Raw genomic sequence first — 11,926 nt, forward strand, 5'->3', positions numbered from 1 at the left:
CATAAACTTACCAGACGTAAGTCAGCAGGTTTTGCGAGTCCGGCACCATGAAGTCTACGGACATCATCACGGACAGGGAGGTGATGGCGACAATCGAGAACACAAACAGCTTGCGTGCCCAGACTTTGTCATCTTCCACCTTGTAGCCGCGCAGGGCCATGCCGAGCCACCAGACGCTCACCGCGGCCGCTACCACCAGATATTTATATCCGGCGTAACCGCCCAGAGAAAGCATCAGCGTTGCCACGGCAAAAGCGATGATGTAGAGCGTGATGTGGTTCTTGGCAACTGAAATGCCCTTCACGACCGGCAGAACCGGAATGTTCGCCGCCTGATAATCCTTGAAGCGGAAAATCGCGATGGCATAGGAGTGCGGCATCTGCCACAGGCTAAAAATAGCCAGCAGGATGAGCGCACCGCTGTCGAACTCGTTCGTGACGGCGCAGTAGCCAATCACCGGCGGCGCAGCGCCGGAGAGAGAACCAATCAGCGTGCCGTAGACGGAGTGACGCTTCATATACAGGCTGTAGACGCCTACATACACCACGAACCCCATCACCCCCAGCCAGCAGGCCAGCGGGTTAGCACCAAACCACAGCAGCATAAAGCCAGCAATACCCAGCAAGGTGGCGTACACCAGCGAGACGGAAGGGGCAATCAGGCCTTTAACCAGCACCCGATTTTTGGTCCTTTCCATCTTCTTGTCGATATCCATGTCGATGTAGTTGTTAAATACACAACCGGACGCAACCACCAGTGACACACCGACCAGCGTGTAAATAAAGAGGGTGTAATCAATGCTGCCTTTAGAGGCCAGCAGGAACCCTCCGATTACGGAGATCAGGTTGCCAAAGATGATGCCTGGTTTCGTGACTTGCAGGTATTGCTTAAACATACTCGCCGCTCTTAGTGAACCATCATGTTGTAGTTGAGGTTCCACATAATCCAGATGGAACCGACTACCAGGATAGCGATGATAATCACGGTAAAGATAAAGGCAGTCATATTCCAGCCTTCATCGGACTTGGTGTTCATGTGCAGGAAGCAAACCAGATGCACCAGAATCTGAATCACCGCGGTCACCAGGATTGCTCCCAGGATAACCGGCTTGGACGCAGAACCGCTCATCACCATCCAGAACGGGATCACCGTCAGGATGATCGACAGGATGAAACCTGTCATGTAGGTTTTTACGCTGCCGTGGGAAGCGCCATGATCGTTAGAATGACTCATTACATCGCCCCCATCAGATAGACAACAGAGAACACGCAGATCCATACCACGTCCAGGAAGTGCCAGAACAGGCTCAGGCACATGATACGGGTACGGTTAGTGCTGGTCAGGCCGCGGCGGGAGATCTGGAACATCAGTACTGCCATCCAGATCAGACCCGAGGTCACGTGCAGACCGTGGGTACCCACCAGCGCGAAGAACGCGGACAGGAAGCCACTGCGATCCGGTCCGAAGCCTTCCATAATCAGGTGGTGGAATTCATAGATTTCCATCCCGATAAAGCCAGCACCAAACAGCCAGGTCAACGCCAGCCAGGAGACAACCTGGCTCTTGTTGTTTTTGTACATGGCGATAGCCGCCATGCCGTAGGTGATGGAGCTGAATAACAGCAGTGCGGTTTCAACCAGAACGAACGGCAGTTCAAAAATGTCCTTGCCGGTCGGGCCGCCCGCTGTGCCGTTCACCAGAACGGCATAGGTCGCGAACAGACAGCAGAACAGAATGCAGTCGCTCATCAGGTAGATCCAGAAACCGAAGACTTTGGTCGGTCCTGTATCATGGTGCGCATGTTCATGCGCGTGGGCAGTTGAGTGCGCCAGAGTATCAGTTGCCATTTTTCAGCCCCGCTTTAGAAATCTCGTCGAAATGCTGATTTTCCAGCTTTTCAACTTCACGGACTGGTACGTAGTAGTCCACGTCCTCGTCAAAGCTCTTCACAATCCAGCTGATTACGATGCCAGCGAAGCCAACAATCGCCATCCACCAGATGTGCCAGATCATTGCGAAACCAAATACCGTTGCGAAAGCGGCAATCACGATGCCCGCAGCGCTGTTTTTCGGCATATGGATCTCTTCGTAATGCTCAGGTTGCTTGTACGCTTCACCTTTTTCTTTCATTTCCCAGAATGCGTCACGCTCGTGAATGTGCGGCACTACGGCAAAGTTATAGAACGGTGGTGGAGAAGAGGTTGCCCACTCCAGCGTACGGCCACCCCATGGGTCACCGGTCAGGTCGCGGTTCAGGTTACGGTCGCGGATGGACACGTAGTACTGAATCAGCTGGCACAGAATACCGCAGGCAATCAGCGCTGCACCGCCCGCTGCAACCATCAGCATTGGGTGGAACTGCGGATCGATCTGCTGGCTCAGACGACGGGTCATACCCATGAAGCCCAGCACGTACAGCGGCATAAATGCCACGAAGAAGCCGATGATCCAGAACCAGAACGCGCGTTTACCCCAGGTTTCGTTCAGCGTGAAGCCAAACGCTTTAGGCCACCAGTAGGTCACACCTGCGAAGCAGCCGAAGACGACGCCGCCGATGATAACGTTATGGAAGTGCGCAATCAGGAACAGGCTGTTGTGCAGAACGAAGTCAGCACCTGGTACCGCCAGCAGTACGCCGGTCATCCCACCTACGGAGAAGGTCACGATGAAGCCGATGGTCCACAGCATTGCTGAGTGGAACACGATACGGCCCTGGTACATGGTGAACAGCCAGTTGAAGATCTTCACCCCGGTAGGGATGGCGATAATCATGGTGGTGATACCGAAGAAGGCGTTTACGTTCGCGCCCGCACCCATGGTAAAGAAGTGGTGCAGCCAAACGATGAACGACAGAACGGTAATACACACGGTTGCCCACACCAGAGAGGTGTAACCAAACAGACGCTTACGCGAGAAGGTTGCCGCGATTTCGGAGAACACACCGAAGACAGGCAGAACCAGAATGTACACTTCTGGGTGACCCCAGGCCCAAATCAGGTTGATGTACATCATCATGTTGCCACCCATATCATTCGTGAAGAAATGGGTGCCCAGGTAGCGGTCCAGGGTCAGCAGCGCGATGGTGACGGTCAGAATTGGGAACGACGCGATAATCAGTACGTTGGCGCACAGAGATGCCCAGGTAAATACTGGCATCTTGAACATCGTCATACCTGGTGCACGCATCTTCAGGATGGTCACGAAGAAGTTGATACCGGTCAGGGTAGTACCGACACCGGAGAGCTGAAGCGCCCAAATCCAGTAGTCAACGCCTACACCCGGACTGTACTCAATTCCCGAAAGCGGCGGGTAAGCCAGCCAGCCGGTCTGTGCGAATTCGCCCACGCCCAGTGACAGGTTAACCAGGATAACGCCGACAACCGTGAACCAGAAGCTCAGGTTGTTCAGGAACGGGAACGCTACGTCGCGCGCGCCAATCTGCAGCGGAACGACAACGTTCATCAGACCGATTACCAGCGGCATCGCCACGAAGAAGATCATGATAACGCCGTGGGCGGTAAAGATCTGATCGTAGTGGTGCGGTGGCAGGAAGCCGGCTTCGCCCGCAGACGCGAGTGCCTGCTGGCTACGCATCATGATTGCATCCGCAAAGCCACGAATTAACATGACGATACCGACGATGCAGTACATGATACCGAGTTTTTTGTGGTCAACCGAAGTCAGCCACTCATTCCACAGGTAGCTCCACTTACCGAAGTAAGTGATCAGGCCAACTAAGGCCGCGCCACCAATGATAATTGCAGCCACCGTAACCATGATAATCGGTTCATGGTAGGGCACTGCATCCAGTGTCAATTTTCCGAACATTTTCTTCCTCGGCCCCTTAGTGAGCGGTTTCCGCGTGGCTCATGTCCATGCCTTCCATACCTTCGTGCGCGCTGTGCTCGCCTTCTGGCTGGGTCATGTCCATGCTCTTGCCGTGATCCATAAATTTGCCAATAACGTCTTTGAACAAATCTGGTTTCACGTTAGAGAAGTACTCCACCTTGTTGTATTCGCTAGGTGCAGCCACTTTTTCGAACGCCGCCATGTCAGACATGGTGTTTGGAGACTGCTTCGCTTTTTCAACCCACTGGTCGAAAGCGGCACGGTCCGGCGTCGCAATAGCTTTGAACTTCATACCTGAGAAGCCCGGGCCGCTATAGCTGGCGGAGATACCATCGTAGGTGCCTGCTTCATTCGCGATCAGATGCAGGTTCGTCTGCATACCGGCCATCGCGTAAATCTGGCTACCCAGACGCGGGATGAAGAAGGAGTTCATTACGGAGTTGGAGGTCACTTTGAACTGAACCGGAGTGTTCGCCGGGAAGGCGATTTCATTCACGGTAGCAATGCCCTGCTCTGGATAGATGAAGAACCATTTCCAGTCCATGGAGACCACTTCAATGGTAATAGGTTTTTCATCGTGAACCAGCGGCTTGCTTGGCTCAAGTGCGTGAGTGGTTTTCCAGGTCAGCACGGCAAGGAACAGGATGATCAGGATAGGTACCGTCCAGACCACAGCTTCAACTTTGTTGGAGTGTGACCAGTTCGGGCTATACTTCGCATCTTTATTGCTCGCACGATACTTCCAGGCGAAACCAACAGCCATCAAAATGGCAGGAATAACCACAATCAACATCAGGCCAAAAGCCGTCAATATCAGTGAACGTTGTTCCAGTCCAATCTGTCCTTTGGGGTCTAGTAGTGCAGAATCACAGCCACTGAGTAATACAGTACCTGCGAATAATGACAACCATCCCAAACTTTTATTGTATTTCCTGAGTCTCATTTAACGACCTCAATTCCACGGGAGTCTGGTGGCGTTTAAAGTGTGCGGGCATTTTACGGGAAGGTTACATTACTGTAAACATCATTAGGCCTGTGTCAGGAAGGTGTTACCGGGTTCTGCCGCACGTGTCACAAGTGTTGCAGATTATGTCGGTTTTTATGACCGAAGCCGCATGATATGGGCTTTATAACGAAAGGACCCCCAAGCATACCCTAAAAGGGGCAATTGGTATAACCATTGTTAAAAATATACAAAAAATTAACAATTAATTATCAATAAAAAGACATCTAAAAAACGAAAAATCAAACTTTCCAATGCTGAATCGTTTAATGAAAAATAGCGTTTTGGAATTGGCTCCAATAATTTCCAAATCCTATCCCGCACAAAACAACAAATATTTTTTTAGCGGCTGTTGGCTATTTCACCGTTATAATTTCGGTTAGTGATTACAACGGGAAATAACCTTTCACTTTTTCTTCAGGTCATCTTCGTTTTACGCAATGCCATAAAATCTAGCAAACCGCCCGTCAGGATCCCGGCGATGGCCAGCAGGGCTCCTGCGTCCAGCAGAAGAGCTTCGAGGGGGAGCGCCAGAGACGTACTGGCGTTAACGATAAGTACCACAAGCCATAGCGCCAGCGCGCCGCAGCCCGCCATTAGCAGACGTAACGCAAATCGGTAGGCGCGGTGATATTCAGTACGCGGCATAAAGTGTTCGGTCCGCTGGGTATATTCCAGCGTCTGGCGACACACCAGCAATAATAAAATCCCCGGCACGGCAGCCGCGACCGAGAAGAGATAAAACGTTGGCCAGCCGTGGGCTTCTACAAACCAGCCGGCAATCGGACCTACGTACACGCGGCCAACGGCCGAGAGCGCCGAGAGCAGCGCAAACTGCGTAGCGGAAAACGATTTATTGCACAGGGTCATCAGCAGGGCGACAAACGCCGCCGTCCCCATGCCGCCACAGAGATTTTCAAAGAACACCGCCGCGGCCATGCTGAACATATGCTTGTCCGTCACCGACAGCAGCCAGTAGCCCGCGTTAGATGCGCCCTGCAGGATGCCGAAGATCAGCAGCGCGCGGAACAGCGTCAGGCGCTGCATCAATACCCCGCCGTAAAGCGCGCCGACGATGGTCGCAAACAGCCCCAGCGTTTTATTCACCACGCCCACTTCACCGGCATCAAAACCGACGCCGCGGATCAGGAAGGTGGTGGTCAGGCTCATGGCAAAGGCATCGCCCAGCTTATAAAGGACAATGAGCAGCAGGATCAGCCAGGCATTGTTGCGGCCAAAAAAGTCACGCAGCGGTTCGGCCACGGCCTGCTCCAGCGAGCGGGGAACCGGAATGACGTCGCTCGGTTCGGGTGCAAATAGCGTAGCGATAATGCAGGGGATGAGCAGGGCAGCCATCAGCCAGTACATACCCTGCCAGCCGAGATAACGGTCGGCCAGCCACAACGCCAGCCCGCCGGAGACCAGCATCCCGAGGCGATAGCCCAGCACGCTGATCGCCGCACCGGCACCGCGCTCTTCCGCAGGTAACACGTCCGTCTTCCAGGCGTCGAACACGATATCCTGAGAGGCGGAACAGAAGGCTATCACCACCGCAAGCGCGGCCATCCAGCGGAGCTGTGTGGTCGGCTCAAGAAAGCCCATCGCCGCAATCGCCAGCAGCAGCAGGACCTGTGTCATCACTAACCAGCCGCGACGACGCCCCAGAAACGGCGGCGTATAGCGATCCATCACCGGCGACCACAGGAACTTAAAGACATACGCCTGACCGACAAGCGAGAAGAAACCAATGGTTTTGAGATCGATGTTCTCAACCGTCATCCACGCCTGAAGCGTGCCGGAGGTGAGCGCGAGGGGTAAACCGGAGGCAAAGCCGAGGATCAGCAGAATTGCTGATTTCGGTTGCTGGAAAATGCGTAAGTAGTGACTGGACATGTTCTTATGAACTGACCCGGTGAAGCACCGGGCCAGTGAGCAGGATTAACGTGCGTTCTGCTTGATAAAGTCGTGAATGCTGGTGTCCTGCGCCATATCGGCGATGGTGTCCGTCAGCACGCTGTTAACGGCGTTAGCAATATTCTTGTTAGAGGCCTGGAACGCGCCTTCAACAGAGTAGCTGGCGCGGTAGTTTTTGGTCATCTTGTTGCCGTTCTTCGCGGTGGCAATGATGGCGATATCCGCTTTGGTCGCAATGTTGTAGCGCACGTTGCCCTGAGAGACGTCTGCGTACAGGTTGTTGACGATAATCTGCAGATCAACCGCGCCGCTTGGGCCAATCATGTAACCGCGAGCGGTCATTTGCTTCTCAAGCACTTCCTGCAGCAGGAAGCGCAGGTCGCGGGACGCGGTCAGCGTCACCTGCTGGTTGTCGCGGGTTACTTTTGCCAGCGCCTGGTCCTGACGCTGATCGGCACCGTTAATGCTCACGGTGACGCCCATCAGGCTTGGGTCCTGCTGAGGCAGGGTGATTTTTGGTGAGACATCAATAGTGGTAGGCGGAGTCGCACAGCCTGCCAGCATAAAAAGGGCTACCAACGGAAAGAAGAGTTTTTTAAACATTTTCAGGTTCTCAACGAATCGTAAGCATTAAAGAGAGAAAAATTGCCGCCATCATATCATCGACTACGGCCAGGGGAAGTGGTCAACGCATGTAAATTCATCGTCTTGTCTGAAAACTGACCAGCTCATCCTTTTTCTCCTCCCGCCAGAGACGACAGGTATGAGTCTCACAGTGAACTTCATGCATTTGAATGAGAAAATCAGACGAAAGCTAAATATTTGTTGTCAAGGTGTAATGGAAACGGTAAAAGCGGCTAACATTTAAAGGGATGGGTGACATCTTAGCGTTGTCGGAGGAGTAATTTCATGATGATACGTGAACAGATAGAAGAAAAATTAAGGGCAGCGTTCAACCCTGTGTTCCTCGAAGTCGTCGACGAAAGCTATCGTCATAACGTGCCGGCAGGTTCTGAAAGCCACTTTAAAGTGGTTCTGGTTAGCGATCGCTTCACGGGAGAACGTTTCCTGAACCGACATCGCCTGATCTACAGCACCTTGACGGAAGAACTCTCCACGACCGTGCATGCGCTGGCACTGCATACCTATACCATTAAGGAATGGGAAGGCTTGCAGGATACGGTTTTTGCGTCGCCGCCTTGTCGCGGTGCAGGCACCATCGCCTGATAAATCGGATTTGCAACGGCTGGAGCTTTTCCAGTATGTTGCTTACAGATTTCCTCAAAACGGCCTCCGGGCCGTTTTGTTTTGTCTGAGTTTTGAGCGGATGGTGCGATTTTAAGGCTAAAAATAGCCTTAAAGTGTGAAAAAAGCCGCAGCAACATGCTCCAACCGTTCTCGACTCACCTAAGTGATGCCGCTATAATGCCGCGTCTTATTGAATGTCTTCGGGATGATTCTGGCGACAGGGAATGTGAATCTGCACTAAGAGAGCATCCCGGTATAACAGACAGATTCAGAGTTGACCGAGCACTGTGATTTTTTTGAGGTAACAAGATGCAAGTTTCAGTTGAAACCACTCAAGGCCTTGGCCGCCGTGTAACGATTACTATCGCTGCTGACAGCATCGAAACTGCTGTGAAAAGCGAGCTGGTCAACGTAGCAAAAAAAGTACGTATTGACGGCTTCCGTAAGGGCAAAGTACCAATGAATGTTGTTGCTCAGCGTTATGGCGCTTCCGTGCGTCAGGATGTGCTGGGTGAACTGATGAGCCGCAACTTTATCGACGCGATCATCAAAGAAAAAATCAATCCAGCCGGCGCGCCAAACTACGTGCCAGGCGAATACAAACTGGGCGAAGACTTCACCTACTCCGTAGAGTTCGAAGTGTACCCGGAAGTTGAGCTGAAAGGCCTGGAATCTATCGAAGTTGAAAAACCGATCGTTTCCGTGACTGACGAAGACGTTGACGGCATGCTGGACACCCTGCGTAAGCAGCAGGCGAACTGGAAAGAGAAAGAAGGCGCTGTTGACGCGGAAGACCGCGTAACCATCGACTTCACCGGTTCTGTAGACGGCGAAGAGTTCGAAGGCGGCAAAGCGTCTGACTTCGTACTGGCAATGGGCCAGGGTCGTATGATCCCAGGCTTCGAAGACGGCATCAAAGGCCACAAAGCGGGCGAAGAGTTCACCATCGACGTGACCTTCCCTGAAGAGTACCACGCTGAAAACCTGAAAGGTAAAGCAGCGAAGTTCGTCATCAACCTGAAGAAAGTTGAAGAGCGCGAACTGCCAGAACTGACTGAAGAGTTCATCAAGCGTTTCGGCGTGGAAGATGGTTCTGTTGCTGGCCTGCGTACCGAAGTGCGTAAGAACATGGAGCGCGAGCTGAACGGTGCTGTGCGTAACCGCGTGAAATCTCAGGCGATTGAAGGTCTGGTAAAAGCGAACGAAATCGACGTTCCTGCTGCCCTGATCGACAGCGAAATCGACGTGCTGCGCCGTCAGGCTGCACAGCGCTTCGGTGGCAACCAGCAGCAAGCGATGGAACTGCCGCGCGAGCTGTTCGAAGAGCAAGCGAAACGCCGCGTTGTTGTTGGCCTGTTGCTGGGCGAAGTGATTCGTACCCACGAGCTGAAAGCTGACGAAGAGCGTGTGAAGGGCCTGATCGAAGAGATGGCGTCTGCATACGAAGATCCATCAGAAGTGATCGAGTTCTACGGTAAGAACAAAGAGCTGATGGACAACATGCGCAACGTCGCACTGGAAGAGCAGGCTGTTGAAGCGGTACTGGCGAAAGCGAAAGTGACCGAAAAAGCGACCTCTTTCAACGAACTGATGAACCAGCAGGCGTAATTTCGCTCTAACGGTTTAAAGTTTGAACAAAAAACCCGTTGCCTTCCGGCGACGGGTTTTTTTTATCGCTGCATGGGTTCTGGAAGGGTGCTAAAACGCCCTTTCAGTGTTAGCGTTACAACAAAAGGTTGTTATGCTTGAAATAGGGCGTGGCGAACCCCATAAGTATGTAATCACGATGATTGAGACTGGCTGATAATCCGTCCATAAGGTTACAATCAGTACAGCAGGTGTTTTCAATTTTGAACCAGGAGACGGAAATGTCATACAGTGGCGAACGAGATAACTTTGCACCCCATATGGCGCTGGTGCCAATGGTTATTGAACAGACCTCACGCGGTGAGCGTTCTTTCGATATCTATTCCCGTCTGCTCAAGGAACGCGTTATCTTTCTGACCGGCCAGGTAGAAGACCATATGGCTAACCTGATCGTGGCGCAGATGCTGTTCCTGGAAGCGGAAAACCCGGAAAAAGACATTTACCTGTACATCAACTCGCCTGGCGGTGTGATTACGGCGGGCATGTCCATTTATGACACCATGCAGTTCATCAAGCCAGATGTCAGCACTATCTGTATGGGGCAGGCTGCATCCATGGGGGCCTTCCTGTTAACCGCAGGGGCGAAAGGTAAGCGTTTCTGCCTGCCTAACTCCCGCGTGATGATTCACCAGCCGCTGGGGGGTTACCAGGGGCAGGCGACGGATATCGAAATCCACGCCCGCGAAATTCTGAAAGTAAAAGCGCGCATGAATGAACTTATGGCGCAGCATACGGGTCAACCTCTCGAGCAGATCGAGCGCGATACCGAGCGCGATCGCTTCCTCTCTGCTCCAGAGGCAGTTGAGTACGGCTTAGTCGACTCCGTATTGACCCATCGTAATTGATGCCCGCGACGCGAGTGTGCCGCTATACTAAGGTAGGGCGGCACGCTGCTTAAAGCACACGCGTCTTAGAATGGCATTTGCGTCGTCATGTGCGGCACAAAGAACTTAAAAAGAGGTTTGGACTCATGACAGATAAACGCAAAGATGGTTCGGGCAAACTGCTGTACTGCTCTTTTTGCGGCAAAAGCCAGCATGAAGTGCGTAAACTGATTGCCGGGCCGTCCGTGTATATCTGCGACGAATGCGTCGATTTATGTAACGACATCATTCGCGAAGAGATTAAAGAAGTTGCGCCGCACCGTGAGCGTAGCGCATTGCCAACGCCGCATGAGATTCGTCATCACCTTGACGACTATGTCATCGGTCAGGAGCAGGCTAAGAAAGTGCTGGCGGTGGCGGTATACAACCACTACAAACGTCTGCGTAACGGCGACACCAGCAATGGCGTAGAACTGGGCAAAAGTAACATTCTGCTGATCGGGCCAACCGGCTCCGGTAAAACGCTGCTGGCGGAAACCCTGGCGCGCCTGCTGGATGTTCCGTTTACCATGGCGGATGCCACCACCCTGACCGAAGCCGGTTATGTGGGTGAAGACGTTGAGAACATCATTCAGAAGCTGCTGCAGAAGTGCGATTACGACGTTCAGAAAGCACAGCGCGGGATTGTTTATATTGATGAGATCGACAAGATCTCCCGTAAATCAGACAACCCGTCCATCACCCGTGACGTGTCGGGTGAAGGCGTGCAGCAGGCCCTGCTGAAGCTGATCGAAGGTACGGTTGCGGCCGTTCCGCCGCAGGGTGGACGCAAACATCCGCAGCAGGAGTTCCTGCAGGTCGATACCTCCAAGATCCTGTTTATTTGCGGCGGCGCGTTTGCTGGTCTGGATAAAGTCATTTCCCACCGTGTTGAAACCGGCTCCGGCATCGGTTTTGGCGCAACGGTGAAGGCGAAGTCCGAGAAAGCCAACGAAGGTGAACTGCTTTCGCAGGTTGAGCCCGAAGATCTGATCAAATTTGGTCTGATCCCTGAATTCATTGGCCGTCTGCCGGTTGTGGCAACGCTGAATGAGCTGAGCGAAGACGCGCTGATTCAGATCCTGAAAGAGCCGAAAAATGCGCTGACCAAGCAGTATCAGGCGCTGTTCAATCTGGAAGGCGTTGAGCTGGAATTCCGTGACGAAGCGCTGGATGCGATTGCCAAGAAAGCGATGGCGCGTAAAACCGGTGCGCGTGGTTTGCGCTCTATCGTTGAAGCGGCATTGCTCGACACCATGTACGATCTGCCGTCGATGGAAGACGTCGAAAAAGTGGTTATCGACGAGTCCGTGATCGGCGGCCAATCCAAGCCGCTGCTGATTTACGGTAAACCGGAAGCCCAGCAGGCATCTGGCGAATAATTCACCAAATCATACAAGCA

General features: G+C 52.8%; 11 protein-coding genes. 4 read left to right on the top strand and 7 right to left on the bottom strand.

Annotated features, from left to right (window positions below; translation table 11 throughout):
* Nucleotides 1–7: 7 nt before the first annotated feature.
* The 7 genes from cyoE to ACMGGH_RS10545 form a co-directional block, all read right to left on the bottom strand.
* On the bottom strand, nt 8–895 hold the full coding sequence (gene cyoE, locus ACMGGH_RS10515; RefSeq protein ID WP_003859062.1) for a heme o synthase: 888 nt from the start codon (nt 893–895) through the stop codon (nt 8–10).
* Between the two features lie 11 nt (nt 896–906).
* Nucleotides 907–1,233, bottom strand: coding sequence for a cytochrome o ubiquinol oxidase subunit IV (locus ACMGGH_RS10520; RefSeq protein WP_006176899.1), 327 nt, complete (start codon nt 1,231–1,233; stop codon nt 907–909).
* Complete coding sequence (locus tag ACMGGH_RS10525) at nt 1,233–1,847, bottom strand: cytochrome o ubiquinol oxidase subunit III (RefSeq protein WP_003859057.1); 615 nt, start codon at nt 1,845–1,847, stop codon at nt 1,233–1,235. Before ACMGGH_RS10525 ends, ACMGGH_RS10520 begins: the two co-directional genes overlap by 1 nt.
* Entirely contained in the window at nt 1,837–3,828 is a 1,992-nt protein-coding gene (cyoB, locus tag ACMGGH_RS10530; protein ID WP_028012157.1) for a cytochrome o ubiquinol oxidase subunit I, read from the bottom strand. The genes ACMGGH_RS10525 and cyoB overlap by 11 nt, the downstream gene beginning before the upstream one ends.
* A 16-nt stretch (nt 3,829–3,844) precedes the next feature.
* Nucleotides 3,845–4,792: a cytochrome o ubiquinol oxidase subunit II gene (cyoA, locus tag ACMGGH_RS10535; protein ID WP_008503322.1), complete on the bottom strand. Its 948-nt coding sequence runs from the start codon at nt 4,790–4,792 to the stop codon at nt 3,845–3,847.
* A gap of 477 nt (nt 4,793–5,269) precedes the next feature.
* Nucleotides 5,270–6,745 (bottom strand): muropeptide MFS transporter AmpG, encoded by a 1,476-nt coding sequence (gene ampG / locus ACMGGH_RS10540; RefSeq protein ID WP_232948757.1) that lies wholly within the window; start codon nt 6,743–6,745, stop codon nt 5,270–5,272.
* A 45-nt stretch (nt 6,746–6,790) separates the two neighbouring features.
* Nucleotides 6,791–7,369, bottom strand: a complete 579-nt coding sequence (locus ACMGGH_RS10545; RefSeq protein WP_028012160.1) for a lipoprotein — start codon at nt 7,367–7,369, stop codon at nt 6,791–6,793.
* A gap of 306 nt (nt 7,370–7,675) precedes the next feature.
* Between ACMGGH_RS10545 and bolA the strand changes: the two genes are divergently transcribed.
* The 4 genes from bolA (at nt 7,676) to clpX (ending at nt 11,906) form a co-directional block, all read left to right on the top strand.
* Nucleotides 7,676–7,993, top strand: coding sequence for a transcriptional regulator BolA (gene bolA, locus ACMGGH_RS10550; protein ID WP_003859051.1), 318 nt, complete (start codon nt 7,676–7,678; stop codon nt 7,991–7,993).
* A 330-nt stretch (nt 7,994–8,323) separates the two neighbouring features.
* A complete protein-coding gene (gene tig / locus ACMGGH_RS10555; RefSeq protein WP_008503318.1) occupies nt 8,324–9,622 on the top strand; it encodes a trigger factor in 1,299 nt (432 codons plus the stop codon).
* Nucleotides 9,623–9,882: 260 nt separating this feature from the next.
* On the top strand, nt 9,883–10,506 hold the full coding sequence (gene clpP, locus ACMGGH_RS10560) for an ATP-dependent Clp endopeptidase proteolytic subunit ClpP (RefSeq protein WP_010428105.1): 624 nt from the start codon (nt 9,883–9,885) through the stop codon (nt 10,504–10,506).
* A 125-nt stretch (nt 10,507–10,631) separates the two neighbouring features.
* Complete coding sequence (gene clpX, locus ACMGGH_RS10565; RefSeq protein ID WP_028012161.1) at nt 10,632–11,906, top strand: ATP-dependent protease ATP-binding subunit ClpX; 1,275 nt, start codon at nt 10,632–10,634, stop codon at nt 11,904–11,906.
* The last annotated feature ends 20 nt before the right edge of the window (nt 11,907–11,926 follow it).

The organism is Enterobacter sp. BNK-16 (genome assembly GCF_048684955.1).
In the GTDB taxonomy this organism is placed as follows: Bacteria; Pseudomonadota; Gammaproteobacteria; order Enterobacterales; family Enterobacteriaceae; genus Enterobacter; species Enterobacter bugandensis.

Coding starts and splice junctions, on each gene's coding strand:
- cyoA (WP_008503322.1), bottom strand. CDS start 4,792: ATGAGACTCAGGAAATACAATAAAAGTTTGGGATGGTTGTCATTATTC.
- clpX (WP_028012161.1), top strand. CDS start 10,632: ATGACAGATAAACGCAAAGATGGTTCGGGCAAACTGCTGTACTGCTCT.
- cyoB (WP_028012157.1), bottom strand. CDS start 3,828: ATGTTCGGAAAATTGACACTGGATGCAGTGCCCTACCATGAACCGATT.
- bolA (WP_003859051.1), top strand. CDS start 7,676: ATGATGATACGTGAACAGATAGAAGAAAAATTAAGGGCAGCGTTCAAC.
- clpP (WP_010428105.1), top strand. CDS start 9,883: ATGTCATACAGTGGCGAACGAGATAACTTTGCACCCCATATGGCGCTG.
- tig (WP_008503318.1), top strand. CDS start 8,324: ATGCAAGTTTCAGTTGAAACCACTCAAGGCCTTGGCCGCCGTGTAACG.
- ACMGGH_RS10545 (WP_028012160.1), bottom strand. CDS start 7,369: ATGTTTAAAAAACTCTTCTTTCCGTTGGTAGCCCTTTTTATGCTGGCA.
- cyoE (WP_003859062.1), bottom strand. CDS start 895: ATGTTTAAGCAATACCTGCAAGTCACGAAACCAGGCATCATCTTTGGC.
- ACMGGH_RS10520 (WP_006176899.1), bottom strand. CDS start 1,233: ATGAGTCATTCTAACGATCATGGCGCTTCCCACGGCAGCGTAAAAACC.
- ACMGGH_RS10525 (WP_003859057.1), bottom strand. CDS start 1,847: ATGGCAACTGATACTCTGGCGCACTCAACTGCCCACGCGCATGAACAT.
- ampG (WP_232948757.1), bottom strand. CDS start 6,745: ATGTCCAGTCACTACTTACGCATTTTCCAGCAACCGAAATCAGCAATT.